This window comes from Citrobacter sp. CtB7.12 (assembly GCF_001297795.1).
In the GTDB taxonomy this organism is placed as follows: Bacteria; Pseudomonadota; Gammaproteobacteria; order Enterobacterales; family Enterobacteriaceae; genus Citrobacter_A; species Citrobacter_A amalonaticus.
The window spans coordinates 456,280-474,617 of record NZ_LIFT01000002.1; the positions used below are offsets into that span (position 1 = coordinate 456,280).

The 18,338-nt window shown below is 54.5% G+C and carries 17 protein-coding genes; 5 read left to right on the top strand and 12 right to left on the bottom strand.

Features of this window, described 5'->3' with window-relative positions:
- Positions 1–95: 95 nt before the first annotated feature.
- Complete coding sequence (locus tag AOY24_RS03705; protein ID WP_043001334.1) at positions 96–470, bottom strand: YbgS-like family protein; 375 nt, start codon at positions 468–470, stop codon at positions 96–98.
- Positions 471–786: 316 nt separating this feature from the next.
- Here AOY24_RS03705 and aroG point away from each other — a divergent pair, with 316 nt between their 5' ends.
- Positions 787–1,839: a 3-deoxy-7-phosphoheptulonate synthase AroG gene (gene aroG, locus AOY24_RS03710; RefSeq protein WP_043001333.1), complete on the top strand. Its 1,053-nt coding sequence runs from the start codon at positions 787–789 to the stop codon at positions 1,837–1,839.
- A 56-nt stretch (positions 1,840–1,895) separates the two neighbouring features.
- Here the strand turns inward: aroG and gpmA are convergent, their stop codons facing one another.
- The 6 genes from gpmA to modF form a co-directional block, all read right to left on the bottom strand.
- Entirely contained in the window at positions 1,896–2,648 is a 753-nt protein-coding gene (gpmA, locus tag AOY24_RS03715) for a 2,3-diphosphoglycerate-dependent phosphoglycerate mutase (protein WP_043001332.1), read from the bottom strand.
- Positions 2,649–2,879: 231 nt separating this feature from the next.
- Entirely contained in the window at positions 2,880–3,920 is a 1,041-nt protein-coding gene (gene galM / locus AOY24_RS03720) for a galactose-1-epimerase (protein WP_054176161.1), read from the bottom strand.
- Positions 3,914–5,062: a galactokinase gene (gene galK / locus AOY24_RS03725; protein WP_054176162.1), complete on the bottom strand. Its 1,149-nt coding sequence runs from the start codon at positions 5,060–5,062 to the stop codon at positions 3,914–3,916. Before galK ends, galM begins: the two co-directional genes overlap by 7 nt.
- A 2-nt stretch (positions 5,063–5,064) precedes the next feature.
- Complete coding sequence (gene galT, locus AOY24_RS03730) at positions 5,065–6,111, bottom strand: galactose-1-phosphate uridylyltransferase (RefSeq protein ID WP_044327774.1); 1,047 nt, start codon at positions 6,109–6,111, stop codon at positions 5,065–5,067.
- A gap of 8 nt (positions 6,112–6,119) precedes the next feature.
- Positions 6,120–7,136, bottom strand: coding sequence for a UDP-glucose 4-epimerase GalE (gene galE / locus AOY24_RS03735; RefSeq protein ID WP_054176163.1), 1,017 nt, complete (start codon positions 7,134–7,136; stop codon positions 6,120–6,122).
- 206 nt (positions 7,137–7,342) lie between these two features.
- Positions 7,343–8,815, bottom strand: a complete 1,473-nt coding sequence (modF, locus tag AOY24_RS03740; protein WP_054176164.1) for a molybdate ABC transporter ATP-binding protein ModF — start codon at positions 8,813–8,815, stop codon at positions 7,343–7,345.
- Positions 8,816–9,062: 247 nt separating this feature from the next.
- Here modF and AOY24_RS03745 point away from each other — a divergent pair, with 247 nt between their 5' ends.
- Positions 9,063–9,959 (top strand): LysR family transcriptional regulator, encoded by an 897-nt coding sequence (locus AOY24_RS03745; protein ID WP_044256509.1) that lies wholly within the window; start codon positions 9,063–9,065, stop codon positions 9,957–9,959.
- On the opposite strand, the gene AOY24_RS03750 is transcribed toward AOY24_RS03745, so the two are convergent.
- The 5 genes from AOY24_RS03750 to modE form a co-directional block, all read right to left on the bottom strand.
- The gene (locus AOY24_RS03750) at positions 9,956–11,434 is read right to left on the bottom strand and encodes an acetyl-CoA hydrolase/transferase family protein (RefSeq protein WP_054176165.1); all 1,479 of its coding nucleotides are present in this window, start codon (positions 11,432–11,434) and stop codon (positions 9,956–9,958) included. The two genes, AOY24_RS03745 and AOY24_RS03750, sit on opposite strands and share 4 nt — an antisense overlap.
- Before the next feature lie 19 nt (positions 11,435–11,453).
- Positions 11,454–12,239, bottom strand: coding sequence for a methylmalonyl-CoA decarboxylase (gene scpB, locus AOY24_RS03755; protein WP_044256718.1), 786 nt, complete (start codon positions 12,237–12,239; stop codon positions 11,454–11,456).
- A 10-nt stretch (positions 12,240–12,249) separates the two neighbouring features.
- Entirely contained in the window at positions 12,250–13,245 is a 996-nt protein-coding gene (meaB, locus tag AOY24_RS03760; protein WP_054176166.1) for a methylmalonyl Co-A mutase-associated GTPase MeaB, read from the bottom strand.
- Positions 13,238–15,382: a methylmalonyl-CoA mutase gene (scpA, locus tag AOY24_RS03765; RefSeq protein WP_044256503.1), complete on the bottom strand. Its 2,145-nt coding sequence runs from the start codon at positions 15,380–15,382 to the stop codon at positions 13,238–13,240. The genes meaB and scpA overlap by 8 nt, the downstream gene beginning before the upstream one ends.
- Before the next feature lie 192 nt (positions 15,383–15,574).
- Positions 15,575–16,363 (bottom strand): molybdenum-dependent transcriptional regulator, encoded by a 789-nt coding sequence (gene modE, locus AOY24_RS03770; RefSeq protein ID WP_044328844.1) that lies wholly within the window; start codon positions 16,361–16,363, stop codon positions 15,575–15,577.
- 128 nt (positions 16,364–16,491) lie between these two features.
- On the opposite strand from modE, the gene AOY24_RS23450 reads away from it, so the two are divergent.
- From AOY24_RS23450 to modB, 3 genes are all read left to right on the top strand, one after another.
- A complete protein-coding gene (locus tag AOY24_RS23450; protein WP_043001322.1) occupies positions 16,492–16,641 on the top strand; it encodes an AcrZ family multidrug efflux pump-associated protein in 150 nt (49 codons plus the stop codon).
- Between the two features lie 232 nt (positions 16,642–16,873).
- Entirely contained in the window at positions 16,874–17,647 is a 774-nt protein-coding gene (gene modA, locus AOY24_RS03775) for a molybdate ABC transporter substrate-binding protein (protein WP_043001321.1), read from the top strand.
- Positions 17,647–18,336 (top strand): molybdate ABC transporter permease subunit, encoded by a 690-nt coding sequence (gene modB, locus AOY24_RS03780; protein ID WP_044328845.1) that lies wholly within the window; start codon positions 17,647–17,649, stop codon positions 18,334–18,336. Before modA ends, modB begins: the two co-directional genes overlap by 1 nt.
- Positions 18,337–18,338 lie beyond the last annotated feature (2 nt).

An 18,338-nucleotide genomic window follows, 5' to 3' on the forward strand; every position in this document is an offset into this window, starting at 1 on the left:
ACTGTATGACATCATACCGTTTCTGGATTAATAAATTAAAAAAGGAGAGCCTGAGCTCTCCCGTTATTAGCCATTTTCAGTGTTACTGATCAGTGTTACTGAGTGGTGCCATCGGTTTTAGTATCAACGTCGTTGTTAATGCCATTTCCGGTTTCCACTTTTTTATTCACATCCGGGCAGCGCCCGTCCTTACACATGGTGTTTTTGTGCACCTCATCTTTGGTCATCCCCTCATGGTTCATCGATGAACCATTCGGATGCAGCATTGTGCCACCTGAGTTGATGTTGTCGTTATCGACATTATTTGGCGCCACGTTTTCTTTTGCATCCGGAGCGACCTGACCTGCGTCGGCGGCGGCGTTCGCCTGCCCATTATTGGTCTGGGCGCTGGTTTCGGCTGCCAGCGCTGCGCCGCTGGCAAGGCTGAGCGTAGCGGTCAGGAAAAGTGAAGCTAATTTTGTCATTTTCATCAGATGCTCCTGTTATGGTTGAGATGTCGGATAACGTCTTCCAACAGTGCATATGCCAGTCAAGGGTCAGGCAATGGTTAACGATCTCAAACGAGCGCAAAGGCTCAGCATAGAATCTTGAAAAGATTCATAAACAGAGTGGTTACAGTTAAAAATTGTAGGTTAGATCTCGTTTTTCGCTACTTTGTGGCGTTTTTTAGCTGAATTCCAGGATTATTCCGTCCGAAGTGTAAAAGCCCGTTTACACTTTTTGGCTGAGGATATAGATTGGAGGGATTGCATTCATTTAGATAAGTATGGCAACGCTGGAATAATCATGAATTATCAGAACGACGATTTACGTATTAAAGAGATCAACGAGTTATTACCCCCTGTCGCACTGCTGGAAAAATTCCCCGCTACAGAAAATGCCGCCAACACGGTTGCCCATGCGCGTAAAGCCATTCACAAAATTTTGAAGGGGAATGACGATCGCCTGCTGGTGGTGATTGGGCCGTGCTCTATTCATGATCCTGTGGCGGCGAAAGAGTACGCAGGTCGTCTGCTGGCGCTGCGCGAAGCGCTGAAAGGCGAGCTGGAAATCGTCATGCGTGTCTACTTTGAAAAACCGCGTACGACCGTTGGCTGGAAAGGGCTGATTAACGATCCGCACATGGATAACAGCTTCCAGATCAATGACGGTTTGCGCATTGCGCGTAAGCTGCTGCTGGATATTAACGACAGCGGCCTGCCGACGGCAGGTGAATTCCTCGATATGATCACCCCGCAATACCTGGCGGACATGATGAGCTGGGGCGCGATTGGCGCGCGTACTACCGAATCTCAGGTTCACCGTGAGCTGGCGTCGGGTCTTTCTTGTCCGGTCGGCTTCAAGAACGGTACTGATGGCACCATTAAAGTGGCGATTGACGCCATCAACGCCGCTGGTGCACCGCACTGCTTCCTGTCTGTCACCAAATGGGGTCACTCTGCCATTGTGAATACCAGCGGTAACGGCGATTGCCATATCATTCTGCGCGGCGGCAAAGAGCCGAACTACAGCGCTGCACATGTCGCGGCGGTGAAAGAGGGTCTGGCGAAAGCGGGTCTGCCTGCGCAAATCATGATTGATTTCAGCCATGCCAACTCCTGTAAGCAGTTTAAAAAGCAGATGGAAGTTGGGGCTGATGTCTGCCAGCAGATTGCTAACGGTGAGACTGCGATTATGGGCGTGATGATTGAAAGCCATCTGGTAGAAGGCAATCAGAACCCGGACAGCGGTGAGCCGCTGGTGTACGGCAAAAGCATTACCGATGCCTGCATTAACTGGGAAGATACCGACACCATCCTGCGCCAACTTGCGGATGCGGTAAAAGCGCGTCGCGGTTAAGTCTTGCGAATAAAAAGCCGACTCATTGAGTCGGCTTTTTTACGTCGTAAGGTAAATTACTTCGCTTTACCCTGGTTGGCGACGGCAGCCGCTTTCGCCGCGATCTCGTCGGCATTACCCAGATAGTAACGTTTGATTGGCTGGTAGTTTTCGTCGAACTCATACACCAGCGGCACGCCGGTCGGGATGTTCAGTTCGAGGATTTCGTCTTCGCTCAGGTTGTCGAGGTATTTCACCAGCGCGCGCAGAGAGTTGCCGTGCGCAGCGATGATCACGCGCTCGCCGCTCTTCATGCGTGGCAGAATGGTTTCATTCCAGTAAGGGATCACGCGATCGATGGTCAGCGCCAGGCTCTCGGTCAGCGGCAATTCTTTTTCCGTCAGTTTGGCATAGCGCGGATCGTGGCCCGGATAGCGCTCGTCATCTTTGGTCAGCTCCGGCGGGGTCACCGCGAAACCACGACGCCACTGTTTAACCTGTTCGTCACCGTATTTCTCAGCGGTTTCTGCTTTGTTCAGACCTTGCAACGCACCGTAGTGACGTTCGTTCAGTTTCCAGGATTTCTCAACCGGCAGCCAGGCCTGATCCAGTTCATCCAGGACGTTCCACAGCGTATGGATGGCACGTTTCAGCACAGAGGTATAAGCAAAATCGAAGCTATAGCCTTCAGCCTTCAGCAGTTTGCCTGCTGCTTTCGCTTCACCCACGCCTTTCTCGGACAGGTCAACGTCATACCAACCGGTGAAGCGGTTTTCATTGTTCCACTGGCTTTCGCCGTGGCGTACCAGAACCAGCTTAGTTACAGCCATACTCTCACTCCTCAAGCTTTATCGAATGATAATAATTCTCATTATATTGCCGTGACGGGGCAGCGGCAATGCTTACGCATAACCATAGCGAAAATAGTGCAGCAGTGTAAGGTTCTTGTGAACTCTAAGTTGCGATTTTGTCTTTGAGTGATGGGGATTTGAGCAAGATGCGATATCTTAAGCCCGATACGCAGGTGCTATCGGGCATTTTACACTGGCTGTGCCGCACCATCAGGAAGGAATAAAACGATATTCCGTCAGGCTGGCGTACTCCTCTCCGGGGCGCAGAACGCAGTCTGGCTGCGGCCATTCCGGATGGTTCGGGCTGTCTGGCAGGTATTCGCTCTCCAGCGCCAGGCCCTGATAATCATCGTAGGCGTTCGGTCCGCGTGAAGAGGTGCCACCGAGAAAATTACCGGAGTAAAACTGTAGCGCCGGGGCCGAGGTGTAGACCTCCATCTGCAACTTCCCGTCTTGCGAAGTGAGCAGGGCAACCGGTTTTTTACTGTCGCCTTTTGCCTGCAACAGGAAGGCGTGATCGTAGCCTTTCACTTTGCGCTGGTCGTCATCGGCAAGAAATTCGCTGGCGATCACCTTCGCGGTGCGGAAATCAAATGAGGTTCCGGCGACCGGCTTCAGGCCGTCACGTGGGATCCCGCCTTCATCCACCGGCAGATATTCATCCGCCAGAAGTTGCAGCTTATGGTTGCGCACGTCGGTTTGATCGCCATCGAGGTTGAAGTAAACGTGGTTAGTCAGATTGACCGGACACGGCTTATCCACCGTCGCGCGATAGGTAATCGAGATGCGGTTGTCATCGGTCAGACGATATTGCGCCGTGGCGCACAAATTGCCCGGAAAACCCTGATCGCCATCGTCGGAGGTGAGGGCGAACAGTACCTGACGTTCGTTCTGATTGACTATCTGCCAGCGGCGTTTATCAAATCCGTTTGGCCCGCCATGTAGCTGATTGACGCCCTGGCTTGGCAGCAGACTGACCGTCTCACCGCTAAACGTGTAACGGCTGTCGGCAATCCGGTTGGCGTAACGGCCAATTGAGGCACCCAGAAACGCCGACTGATCCTGATAATGCTCCGGACTGGCGCAGCCCAGTAATGCTTCACGCACGCTGCCGTCGGAAAGGGGAATACGGGCCGAGAGTAACGTAGCACCCCAGTCCATCAGCGTAACCACCATCCCTGCGTCATTGCGCAGGGTTAACAGGCGGTACGGCTGACCATCGGGTGCCAGTGCGGGTGTTTCATTCAGCACTGTCCTGCTCCTTGTGATGGTTTGCACACATAGAATGTTTCTTTGATACCGGTTTTAGCTTCGTACTGTGCAGCCACGGCTTGCTGGACGGCAGGGACCAGCGCTTCCGGGATCAGCGCCACAACACAACCGCCAAATCCACCGCCGGTCATGCGTACACCGCCTTTCTCCCCGATTGTGGCTTTGACAATGTCAACCAGCGTATCAATCTGCGGCACGGTGATTTCAAAATCATCACGCATCGAGGCGTGCGATTCCGCCATCAGTTGCCCCATGCGTTGCAGATCGCCTTTTTCCAGCGCGCTGGCGGCTTCAACAGTACGTGCATTCTCAGTTAACACGTGACGGACGCGTTTGGCAACCAGTGGGTCCAGTTCATTCGCCACGGCGTTAAAGGTATCGAGACTGACATCACGCAATGCCGGTTGCTGGAAGAAACGCGCGCCTGTTTCGCACTGCTGACGGCGAGTGTTGTACTCGCTACCGACCAGCGTGCGCTTAAAGTTGCTGTTGATGATGACGATCGCTACGCCTTCTGGCATTGAGACCGCTTTGGTGCCCAGCGTGCGGCAGTCGATCAGCAGGGCATGATCTTTCTTGCCCAGCGCGGAGATGAGCTGATCCATAATCCCACAGTTACAGCCGACAAACTGGTTTTCCGCTTCCTGACCGTTGAGCGCAATCTGCGCGCCGTCCAGTGGCAGATGGTAAAGCTGCTGGAACACGGTACCGACGGCCACTTCCAGCGAAGCGGAAGAGCTCAGACCCGCGCCCTGTGGGACATTACCGCTGATCACCAGGTCTGCGCCACCAAAGCTGCTGTCGCGCTTGAGCAGGTGCTTCACCACGCCGCGTACGTAGTTTGCCCACTGCTGGCTGTCATGGGTGACGATAGGAGCATCAAGAGAAAACTCGTCAGTCTGATTATCGTAATCGGCCGCAATGACACGGATCTGGCGGTCGTTGCGGGCAGCGCAACTGATCACGGTTTGATAATCAATGGCGCAGGGCAACACAAAACCGTCGTTATAATCGGTGTGTTCGCCGATGAGATTGACGCGGCCTGGCGCCTGAATAGTGTGGGTTGCAGGGTAGCCGAATTTTTCAGCAAACAGAGATTGTGTTTTCTCTTTCAGACTCATTTTTATACTCCGGATTCGCGAAAATGGATGTCGCTGACCGCGCGCAGACGCTCTGCCGCTTGTTCTGCTGTGAGATCGCGCTGGGTTTCGGCCAGCATTTCGTAACCGACCATAAATTTACGGACGGTCGCGGAGCGTAGCAGCGGCGGATAAAAGTGCGCGTGTAGCTGCCAGTGTTCGTTCTCTGCACCGTTAAACGGCGCGCCGTGCCAGCCCATTGAATAGGGGAAAGAGCACTGGAACAAGTTGTCGTAACGACTGGTCAGTTTTTTCAACGCCAGCGCAAGGTCTGCACGCTGTTCGTCGGTCAAATCAGTAATGCGCAGCACATGTGCTTTCGGCAGTAATAGCGTTTCGAAGGGCCAGGCTGCCCAGTAAGGGACGACAGCCAGCCAGTGATCGGTTTCTACTACCGTACGGCTGCCGTCAGCCAGTTCACGCTGCACATAGTCAACCAGCATCGGCGACCCCTGCTCAGCAAAATAAGTTCTTTGCAGGCGATCTTCGCGTTCAGCTTCGTTTGGCAGGAAACTGTTGGCCCAAATCTGGCCGTGGGGGTGGGGATTCGAGCAGCCCATCGCAGTGCCTTTGTTTTCAAAGACCTGTACCCAGGGATAACGTTTCCCAAGATCAGCGGTTTGCTCTTGCCAGGTTTTCACTATTTCGGTCAGGGCAGGAATGCTAAGCTCCGGCAGGGTTTTACTGTGATCCGGTGAAAAGCAAATAACGCGACTGGTGCCGCGTGCGCTCTGGCAGCGTATCAGCGGGTCGTGACTGTCCGGCGCGTCAGGCGTATCCGTCATCAGCGCGGCAAAGTCGTTGGTGAACACAAACGTCCCACTGTAATCCGGATTCTTATCACCGGTGACACGGGTATTGCCCGCGCACAGGAAACAGTCGGGATCGTGTGCTGGCAGTACGTCACTAGAGGGCGTTTCTTGCGCCCCTTGCCAGGGACGTTTGGCACGATGCGGCGACACCAGAATCCACTGTCCGGTGAGCGGATTAAAACGACGATGCGGATGATCGACGGGGTTGAATTGACTCATGATATTTCTTAATCCTCGTATCCCTGCGGATGACGCGACTGCCAGTGCCAGGTGTCCTGCGCCATCTCATCAAGCGTGCGCGTGACACGCCAGTCCAGTTCGCGGTCGGCTTTGCTGGCATCTGCCCAGTAGGCTGGCAGGTCGCCATCACGACGCGGAGCAAAATGATAATTCACCGGTTTTCCGCAGGCTTTGCTGAAGGCATTGACCACGTCCAGCACGCTGCTGCCGACGCCTGCGCCGAGGTTGTAAATATGGACGCCCTGTTTGCCCGCCAGTTTTTCCATCGCGGCAACGTGACCATCAGCCAGATCCATCACGTGGATGTAATCGCGGACACCGGTACCGTCTTCGGTCGGATAATCGTTGCCAAAAATGGCGAGGGAGTCGCGACGGCCCACTGCAACCTGGGCGATGTAAGGCATCAGGTTATTCGGGATGCCCTGCGGGTCTTCGCCCATGTCCCCTGATGGATGCGCGCCGACCGGGTTGAAATAGCGCAGCAGCGCGATGCTCCATTCCGGCTGGGCTTTTTGCAGATCGGTGAGGATTTGCTCAACCATCAGCTTACTTTTGCCATAAGGACTTTGCGGCGTGCCGGTCGGGAAGCTTTCAACGTAAGGGATTTTCGGCTGGTCGCCGTAGACGGTGGCGGATGAGCTGAAAATGAAGTTTTTGACGCCGGCGGCGCGCATGGCACTAATCAGTCGCAGCGTTCCGTTGACATTGTTGTCATAGTATTCCAGCGGCTTTGCAACGGATTCGCCGACGGCCTTCAGTCCGGCAAAATGGATGACGGTGTCAATGGCGTGATCGTGCAGGATCTCCGTCATCAGCGCTTCGTTACGGATATCGCCTTCAACAAACGTTGGATGTTTGCCGCTCAGACGTTCAATAACAGGCAGTACGCTACGCTTACTGTTGCAGAGGTTATCAAGGATGATGACGTCATGACCGTTTTTCAGCAATTGTACACAAGTATGACTTCCTATGTAACCGCTACCACCGGTGACCAGAACTCTCATAATTCGCTCCGTTAAGCTTATGGTATGGAATTACCATAGCATAACAAAGATGCGAAAAGTGTGACATGGAATAAAATAGTGGAATCGTTTACATTCACGATTTCTCACGCTGAGTCATCAATTAATCGATTATAAATCATTAACTTTAAGAATGATTGCGCCTTTTATCCGAAAAAAAAGGGCGCTTTCGCGCCCACGGATGAAAACTAACGCAGCCGCGTTTGCTGATAGGTATAGGTCTCGCCTTCTGGCACAAATTCCAGACGATGGGTAATGCAGGCAGGCGCATCTTCAGCGTGATGGGAGACAAACAGCAGTTGCGTGTCGCCCTCGCTAATCAACACATCGACAAAGCGACGAATAAGCAGGCGGTTCAGCGGATCCAGCCCCTGTAAGGGTTCGTCGAGGATCAGCAGGGTCGGATGCTTAACCAGCGCACGGGCGATCAGCGCCAGTCGCTGTTGTCCCCAGGAAAGACTGTGAAACGGCGCGTCAGCGGTACGTTTGTCGAGTCCCAGAATGTCCAGCCACTGCTGTGCGAGTTTTTGTTGACGATCCGACACGGCCTGATAAATCCCGATGGAATCGAAATAGCCCGACAGAATCACATTGCGCACCGTGGTGCTCACCCGGTAGTCGAGATGCAGACTGCTACTGACGTAGCCAATGTGCTTTTTGATATCCCAGATAGTTTCCCCACTGCCGCGACGACGACCAAACAGCGTCAGATCGTTGCTGTAACCCTGCGGATGGTCGCCGGTGATCAGGCTGAGCAGCGTCGATTTTCCTGCCCCGTTGGGGCCGACAATCTGCCAGTGTTCGCCGGGATCGACCTGCCAGCTCAGACGATCGAGAATAGGGCGATCGTTATACGACACGACGCCATCCCGGAGGATGATCCGCGGCGCATCGGTGGCCAGAGCAGGCTGGGCGGCGGGTTCGTCGGCTTCAGGTAATGCCACCCCTTCCAGTCGCTCGCTATGCGCAAGTTGAGCGATCAGCGCCTGCTGGAGTAAATCGGCTTTCGCGCCGGTTTCCGTTAAGGTGCAGTCGACCAGCACACCGGCATACTGAATAAATGCCGGGATTTCATCAAAGCGGTTCAACACCAGCACCAGCGTGATACCTGACTGATGGAGCGTTTCAAGCAGTCCTGCCAGTTGCTGGCGGGAGGCGACGTCGAGACCGTCAAACGGCTCGTCGAGAATCAACAGGTCCGGCTCAGCCATCAGCGCCTGGCAGAGCAACGTCTTACGCGTTTCGCCGGTAGAGAGATATTTAAAGCGGCGATCGAGCAGGTGAGTGATACCAAACTGCTGCGCCAGCGTCGCGCAGCGGGCCGGGTTGTTCACTTCGTCCTGAATGATTTCCGCCGTGGTGCGTCCGGTATCCTCTTCGCCAGGACTGAGCATATCGGTGTTATTACGCTGCCATTCATCGCTGACCAGTTTCTGCAGTTGCTCGAAGGAGAGGCGTGTTATCCGCGAGAATGCGCACTGGCGTTCACCTTTGAGCAGCGACAATTCGCCGGCCAGCGCGCGTGCCAGCGCTGATTTCCCGCTTCCGTTCGAACCGACAAACGCCCAACTCTCACCCGCGTTTAACGTCACGGAATCCAGGTGAAGCGTTTTTGTGTCGCTAAGACGAAACGTGCCTTGCGAAATTTGCAACGATGACATTTTGTATCCCATTTTATGCAGCAATGAATGACAGGGATACGTGTTCTGCGGAGGAATGTCAATGTGATTAGCACGACTGCGGATAAAAAACAGCGCTTAAATATCGATGTCGATATCTGTGCCGTGCGGCGGTTGCGGCGACAGAACTATCGCTGTTTTGTGAACAACTGCAAAAAAGGGTGATGCGTTATCCAGTATTTTTTCGCAGCCAGTTGAGATGTCATGGCGATGAATAATGGAGTGTTTTATGGATGTTTTTATCTCGAAAAAAATGCGTAATTTCATCCTGTTGGCGCAAACCAATAATATCGCCAGAGCGGCTGAGAAAATACACATGACGGCATCGCCATTTGGTAAAAGCATTTCTGCGCTGGAAGATCAAATTGGCTATACGCTGTTTACCCGTAAAGACAACAGCATAAGCCTGAACAAGGCCGGGCAGGAGTTGTACCAGAAACTGTTTCCGATTTATCAGTCCTTGTCGGCAATCGATAATGAAATTCATCACGCTGCACGTGGTTCGCGCAACATAGTCATTGGCGTCGACAACACCTACCCAACGATTATTTTCGACCAGTTGATTAGCCTGGGCGATAAGTATGACGGCGTGACCGTAAAGTCCGTTGAGTTCAGCGAGAATGAAGTCATTGATGACCTGTTTAGCCGCCAGCTCGATTTTATCATTTCTCCACAGTATGTTTCGGCTCGCGTGCAGGAGCTGGACAATCTGACCATCAGTGAGTTGAAGCCTTTGCGTCTGGGGTTTCTTGTTTCCCGTCGCTATGAGGATAAACAGCCGCAGACGCTTTTGCGTGAACTGCCCTGGCTGCAAATGCGCTTTCAGAATCGGGCCAATTTTGAAGCGATACTGGAAGCGCATATGCGGCCATGCGGTATTAACCCAACGATCATCTATCGTCCCTACAGCTTTATGGCGAAGATAAGCGCGGTAGAGCGCGGGCAGTTTCTGACCGTGATCCCCTGGTTTGCCTGGCGTCTGGTGAATCCGGCAACGTTGAAGTATTTCGATGCGCCCGGCGGTACGATGTATATGCAGGAGTACCTTTACTCCCTGAAAAACCACCGCTATACCGCCACGATGCTTCAGCATATTGCGGAAGATCGTGGCGCAGAGATGGCTTAGCCGAGCATCGAACCGCGTTCAATCAGATTGCGGTGCAGATCGAACGCGTGGTTGAGATCGTGATGAATGTGCCCGCCAGGCGCACTGGCGAGATAGCGATGTAGATAGTCCTGATAGAGAGGATGCGCACAGTTGTCGATGATCGTGTGCGCCCGTTGTAGCGGTGAGAGTCCCCGCAGATCGGCGATCCCCTGTTCGGTGATGATCACCTTCACGCTGTGCTCGCTGTGATCAACGTGACTGCACATGGGGACGATAGTGGAAATCTTGCCGCCTTTGGCGATGGATGGCGCCATAAAGATAGACAGGTAGGCGTTGCGCTCAAAATCACCGCTGCCGCCAATGCCGTTCATTAGATTCACGCCAGCCACGTGCGTTGAGTTGGCATGGCCGTAGATATCAAACTCCAGCCCGACATTAAGGGCTATTACGCCAAGACGGCGAATAATTTCCGGATTATTCGAGATCTCCTGTGGGCGAAGCACAATACGGCTGGCGAAGAAGTCCATATTGTCATAAATCTTTCGCAAGGAATCGGCGGATACCGTCAGACTGGAGGCGCTGGCTCCGGTGATTTTTCCCGTTTCCAGTAGATGCACGACAGACTCCTGTAATACCTCCGAATACATCATAAAAGACGGAATATCCGGATTTTCACCCAGTCGCGCCATCACGGCATTATTGATATTACCCACCCCGCTTTGTAGCGGCAGAAACTCCGCGGGGATCCGCCCATGCGCCATTTCTTCCAGCAGAAACGTTACGACGTTATCGGCGATTTGCTGGCAGACAGGATTGGCGTTATCCAGCACGTTTCCGCCGTCGGGGAGTTCTGTATCGACCACCGCAATAATCTTGGTGGGATCAATCTGCACATACCGGGCGCCCACGCGATCCATCGCATGAAAAATGGGGACGCTGTTGCGACGCGGTGGCGCGCCGGGAATGACGATATCAGCCAGTTCAGCGACGCGTGGGTTATGGTAGTGATTCAGCTCAATGATGACTTTCTTCGCCCGCAGTAGCCAGGTGGGTGCATTGCCGATCCCGCTGGTAAGCCAGACCCGTCCGTCAGGCGCGATCGCCGAGGCTTCAATCACCGCGACGTCAATATCACCAAAGAAACCATAGTTTACCATCTGCGCCACTTCACTCAGATGCAGGTCTACAAATCGAACCTGACCCTGATTGATTTTTTGCCGAAGGCTGCCTGACGTCTGATAGGGCGCACGCCATGAAATGGCGTCAGCCTCAGACAGCGCATCATCGGCGGCAGCGCCAATAGACGCTCCCGTCAATAACCGAATCTGAAACGGTTGTTGCGCCTGATGCAGTTCGCTGGCGCGGCGGGCGATAGCCGCAGGGAGTGCTTTGGGCGAACCGGCGGGGGTAAAGCCGCTGAAAGCAACCATCGCATTGTGCTTAATGACCTGCGCGGCGTCGTCGGCGCTCATCCGTGTCCAGGGGTCTTTCATATCTTGTCCCTTCCTGGTATCAATGGCCCACAAAATTGGGTTTACGTTTATTCATAAACGCGTTCATCCCTTCCTGATAATCTTCGCTGTCGTAAACGGCGCGGCGCATCCCCTGAATACGTTCGAACTCATCGGAATTCATGGTGTGCGCTTCGCCAAGCACGCGTAGCTCTTCCTTGATCACGGCAATGGCCAGCGGCGCTTTTTCCGAGATATGGTGCGCCATCTGCAACGTGAAATCCTCCAGCTCTTCGGCGGCGACGACATGGTTGAGAATGCCGACCGCCATCGCGCGCTGTGCGGTGATAGGGGACGCGGTGAAGATCAGCTCTTTGACGATATGGAAACCCGCATCGCGGGTCAGGTTGTGGATCCCGACCAGATTGTATGGAACGCCAAGGTTGACCGGGGTCATGGAGAACGTGGAGGTACTGGCGGCGATGATCAGATCGGAGCTCATGATCATCTCAAACGCCCCTCCCCAGACGCTGCCTTCGACCATGGAGATCACCGGTTTGGGGTACTTCTGAATCATGCGGGTGATCTGGCGCAGCGGATCGTCATAAGAGAGCGGATCGCGACGTCCGGAGGGAAGTTCATGAATGTCATGACCGGCGGAGAAGACCTTCGCGCCGCTGGGCGCACGCAGGATAATACAGCGAATATCCGGGCGATTGAGATCGCTGAGCGCCAGCATGAGATCGTCAATAAAGACTTTGCTCAGGGCGTTCAGTTTGCGGGCATAGTTGAACTCAATGACCGCCACTTTACGGATGATAACAACATTAACGTATTGATAAGACATATTTTTCTCTTTATGCAAAGTAATGATTCTGAAGGTATTCGCTGATTCGCTGAAGGCCAGCGCGCGGCGAGAGACGGTTGTTTTTGACGGCCTGCTGCGTCAGGTGGTAGTAGCGGTCGAAGTCGTCACGGGAGAACAGCAATCGCAACGCCTCGGCTTCCGTCTGCTTTTTCAACCAGGCAATTTCCTGCAACTGGCGCACCTGTTGCAGCCGTCCGCTGGAGGTCATCTGTGTTCTGAAATCGCAGATGGTCTGCCAGACCTCGTCAATCCCGCGTTTTTCCAGCGCGCTACAGGTCAATACCTGCGGCTGCCACTCGGCATATTTATGCCGCACAATATGTAGTGCGCTTTTGTACATATGGCGGGCGATGGCGACACGGTTATGGTTTTCCCCGTCATCCTTGTTGATGACAATCACGTCCGCCATTTCCATGATCCCTTTTTTGATGCCCTGCAGGTCGTCGCCGCCGCCGGCTATCTGTAACGACACAAAGCAGTCCACGATCTGGGCAATTTCTGTTTCCGATTGTCCAACGCCGACGGTTTCGATAATCACAACGTCGAAGCCCGCCGCTTCGCACAACAGCCCCAGCTCTCGTGCATGCAGACAGGCTCCACCCAGATGCCCGCGGGAGGGGGCCGGACGGATGAAGGCGGCATCCGATCGCGCCAGTTCGGTCATCCGCGTTTTGTCGCCAAGGATGCTGCCACCGCTGATCGGACTGCTGGGGTCGACGGCAATCACCGCCACGCGCAGTCCGTCGCGGATCAGTCGCGTACCGAAAGCCTCCAGAAAGGTGCTTTTCCCGGCCCCCGGCGTACCCGTGATTCCCAGACGCAGCGCGTTGCCGGTGAAAGGCATTATGGCATCCAGCAGTTGTGTGCTCAGCGTCTGGTGACGAGGGTGCTGACTTTCAATCAGCGTCATGGCCTGGGCGAGCGTTGCCCGCTCGGCTTGGCGTAATCGCCGAACGGTGTCAGCCAGCGTGGATTCGCTAATCATGATGCTGACTTATCCGTTTCAGTACGTCGCGTACGCTTTCCAGCATTGGTGTGCCGGGTCCATAAATGGCCGCCACGCCGCGCTCCTCCAGGAAGGCATAATCCTGGGGAGGGATCACGCCGCCGGCGACCACGCAGATATCGTCGCGTCCCCATTTTTTCAACGCGTCGACCAGTTCCGGGATGAGTGTTTTATGACCGGCCGCGAGCGATGAGGCGCCGACGACGTGTACATCGTTTTCTACCGCCAGGCGGGCGATCTCTTCCGGAGTGGAGAACATCGGGCTGAGATCGACGTCGAAGCCGAGATCGGAATAGGCGCTGGCGATCACTTTTGCGCCGCGATCGTGACCATCCTGACCCATTTTGGCGATCAAAATGCGCGGACGACGACCGCGGTCTGCCAGGAACTGCTCTGTTTGCGCAACAATGGCGTCAAACTCGCAGGCCGATTGGTTGGACTGATGGTAGCTCTGCGCAATCACCCCAGTGACGCACTGGCTAGGCACCAGATAACGGTCAAACGCCGACTCCAGCGCGTCGGAGATCTCACCCAGCGTGGCGCGGACGCGTGCGGCGTTCACGGCGGCGGCCAACAGGTTTTCATGATGCAATGCGGCGTGAGTCAACGACGCCAGCGCCGCGTGAACGGCGGCATCATCGCGGGTCGCGCGGATCCGCGTCAGAGAGGCGATCTGCTCGTTGCGCACCTTGACGTTGTCGATCTCCAGGACGGTCGTGTCGTCCTCTTTTTCCAGCTTGTATTTGTTGACGCCGACAATGACGCGTTTGCCCTGGTCGATCAGTGATTGCTCGCGGGCAGACGCTTCTTCAATCATCCGTTTCGGTAACCCGGCTTCGATAGCCTTTGCCATCCCGCCCGCGTCGTCGATCTGCTGGATGATGGCCCGCGCCTGTTTAACAATGTGATCGGTCAACGACTCCACATAGTAAGAGCCAGCCAGCGGATCCACGGTGCGGCAGATTTCTGATTCCTCTTGCAGGATGATTTGCGTGTTACGCGCGATGCGGGCAGAAAAGTCGGTGGGTAGACCGAGTGCTTCGTCAAAGGCGTTGGTATGGAGTGACTGGGTGCCGCCAAGCGTGGCGCCGAGCGCTTCGATAGTGGTACGGATCACGTTGTTATAGGGATCCTGTTCGGTCAGGCTCCAGCCGGAAGTCTGGCAGTGGGTACGAAGGGCTAACGATTTCGGGTCTGCTGCGCCGAAGCCGCTCACCGCTTCGCTCCACAGATAACGCGCCGCGCGCAGCATGGCGACGTTCATGAACAGATCCATGCCGATGCCAAAGAAGAACGAAAGGCGGGGCGCAAAGTCATCAATGTTCAGCCCGGCTGAAAGGGCGGCTTTGATGTATTCAATACCATCCGCCAGGGTAAAAGCGACCTGTTGCACGCAGTTGGCGCCTGCTTCGCCCATATGGTAGCCGCTGATGCTGATGGTATTAAAGCGTGGCATGTTGCCCGAACACCAGGCGATGATGTCGGCGATAATGCGCATGGAGGGTTTCGGCGGGTAAATGTAAGTGTTACGGCACAGGTACTCTTTCAGAATATCGTTCTGAATGGTGCCGGTAAGCTGTTCCGGCGAAACGCCTTGCTCTTCCGCGGCCACGATATAAAAAGCCATTACTGGCAGCACCGCGCCGTTCATGGTCATTGATACCGACATCTTATCCAGCGGGATCTGGTCGAACAGTATCTTCATGTCTTCAACGGTATCGATAGCCACACCGGCCTTCCCGACATCGCCTGCGACGCGTGGATTATCGGAATCATAGCCGCGGTGGGTGGCGAGATCGAAGGCGACAGAAAGGCCTTTTTGCCCGGCGGCAAGGTTGCGACGATAGAAGGCGTTAGATTCTTTGGCGGTAGAGAAGCCAGCGTACTGACGAATGGTCCACGGTTGCGCGGTATACATGGTAGCGCGTGGGCCGCGAACGTAAGGCGGCAGGCCGGGAAGGGTGCCGGTAACCTCCAGTTTATCGAGGTCGGCTTCGGTGTACAGCGGCTTGATGGCAATGCCTTCCGCTGTCTGTGTGACCAGCGACTCGACGGTTTTATTCCGCCGGCTGAGCTCCTTGTTGGCGAGTGTCTGCCACTCTGATAAGTCTGACATATTTTGCTCCGTATTCCGCAATAAAAAGAGGGGATTGCGAGTACGATGAGCTTTTTACTGTTCTCTGTCGCCAGCAAAAAATAGCCAACGATGCGTCGTTTTTTGCCGGGTGGAATTATTCATCCTGTAATGAATTTCAAAGAAAAATTTACGGCGGGTAACATCCCGCCGTAATCACCGTGGTGGCGATACTTAGCACAATGTTGCGATAATTACCCTGTCGGCGTTGAAATACGCCGTCACGTTCGTGCCTTCCGTCAGCGTGGCGGCGGCGTCCAGCGGCACGGTGGCGCACAACGTCTGACCGTCCGGTAGCGCCATCAGTACTTCACACTGCTCTGTGCCGCGTTCAATATGATTGATAATGCCCTGGAGCTGGTTATCCGCCGCCTGGGCGATGGCGTCGTCCTGGGTAATCCCCACCCACGGCGCTTTCAGCAGCACGAGAACCTCTTTGCCTTCATCAAGCCCTAAACGCTCGCCGCTCTGGGCGGTAATGGCCACTTTCAGTCGTGTTTCACCATCGGCTAACAGCACGTCGACATGCTGCTGCACCTGATCGCGATCGCGGGCGGTAATGGTGCCAAACCACTGGTTGCGCGCACTGGTCTGCAGAGAAAAACGCGAGATGGCCGCCAGCAGGCTGTTGAGCGGCAGCGCGTCATCGTCGCTTAAAACATCGAAGGCTTTTTGCTGAATCTGTGCCAGTAGATCGTAGAGCTGGATCAGACGCTGACCGTAGCGGGTTAACACCGCTCCGCCGCCGCCTTTACCGCCTGTCGCACGCTCGACCAGCGTTTGCTCGCTGAGAAGATTCATTTCATTAATGGCGTCCCAGGCGCTCTTATAGCTGATGCCTGCGTCTTTCGCGCCCTGACTAATGGAACCGGAAAGCGCAATGTGCTTGAGCAAAGAGATGCGTCGGGGATCGGCGAACAGTTTTTGCTGAAGTTTCAGGGTAAGAAGGATTTCGGCTTGCATAACAAGATCCTGGCAAAAAGGGTATTGTGACGGAAAACTGCAGAGACGCAAAGCCGACCGCACAAAAGGGGAGTGCTTTTCTCAGTGATGCGGTTAGAATACTACAAGGACTATATCAGGAGTTGACCATGTTAGAGTTATTGAAAAGTCTGGTATTCGCCGTAATCATGGTACCTGTGGTGATGGCCATCATCCTGGGTCTGATTTACGGTCTCGGTGAAGTGTTCAACATTTTCTCCGGTATCGGTCAGAAAAACCAGTCCAGACAGAATCATTGATTTCCCAAACGCCCGCTCAGTCGGGCGTTTTTGTTTTCTCATCTTTCAAACCGTATCTTTGTTGGTCGCGCCTCAATGCAGTGCGCACCCCATTGGGATTGTTTCTCAAGTTCTCCTTATTCCTGCCGATATTTTCTTTGCGTAACCTCTTAGTGGTATCAATAACTTCTGGGAAAATCGTTGCTTTATCGTTATATTCATAAATACATAACGATATGCAAAGGAGTTACAAATGGCTCGTACCTGGTTACGCCTGTTTGCTGGGGCAACCTTATCATTGTCGGTTGCTGGACAAACGCTGGCGGATGAAGGGAAAATCACCGTGTTTGCCGCAGCGTCATTGACTAATGCGATGCAGGATATCGCGGCAGAGTATAAAAAAGAGAAGAATGTCGACGTGGTCTCCTCTTTTGCGTCGTCTTCCACGCTGGCTCGCCAGATAGAAGCCGGTGCGCCAGCAGATCTGTTCATTTCTGCCGATCAGAAATGGATGGATTACGCGGTAGATAAGAAAGCGATTGATACCGCAACGCGTCAGACGCTGCTGGGCAACAGCCTTGTGGTGGTGGCGCCAAAAGCCAGTGAGCAGAAAGCGTTTACGATTGACAATAATACCCGCTGGACGACGCTGCTGAACGGTGGACGTCTGGCGGTAGGCGACCCGGAACACGTTCCGGCGGGGATCTACGCGAAAGAAGCACTGCAGAAACTGGGGGCCTGGGAGACGCTGTCACCGAAACTGGCTCCGGCGGAAGATGTGCGCGGCGCGCTGGCGCTGGTCGAGCGTAACGAAGCGCCGTTGGGCATTGTTTACGGCTCTGATGCGGTTGCCAGTAAAGGCGTTAACGTCGTGGCCACCTTCCCGGAAGATTCGCACAAAAAAGTGGAGTACCCCATCGCGATTGTTGATGGACATAAAAACGCCACGGTCAGCGCGTTCTATGATTACCTGAAAGGACCGCAGGCTGCTGAAATCTTTAAACGTTACGGATTTACGACCAAGTAATGATATTGACCGATCCTGAATGGCAGGCCGTGCTTCTGAGCCTGAAAGTGTCTTCCCTGGCCGTGTTGTTTAGTTTGCCGTTTGGGATCTTCTTTGCCTGGCTGCTGGTGCGCTGCACTTTCCCAGGCAAAGCCCTGCTGGACAGCGTACTGCATCTGCCGCTGGTATTACCGCCGGTGGTGGTCGGTTATTTGCTGCTGATTTCGATGGGACGGCGCGGATTTATCGGCCAGTGGCTATACGACTGGTTCGGCATAACCTTTGCCTTCAGCTGGCGCGGCGCGGTACTGGCGGCGGCAGTGATGTCTTTTCCGCTGATGGTGCGGGCTATCCGACTTGCGCTGGAAGGGGTGGATCTTAAGCTTGAGCAGGCCGCCCGGACGCTAGGGGCGGGACGCTGGCGCGTCTTCTTCACCATTACCCTTCCGCTGACGCTGCCTGGCATTATCGTCGGGACGGTACTGGCATTTGCCCGTTCGCTCGGCGAGTTTGGCGCGACGATTACCTTCGTTTCCAATATTCCCGGCGAAACCCGCACCATTCCTTCGGCGATGTATACCCTGATTCAGACGCCGGGCGGTGAAAGCGCTGCGGCAAGGCTGTGTCTTATTTCCATCGTACTGGCGCTGATTTCGCTGTTAATTTCTGAATGGCTGGCGCGACTCAGCCGTGAGCGGACGGGGCGATAATT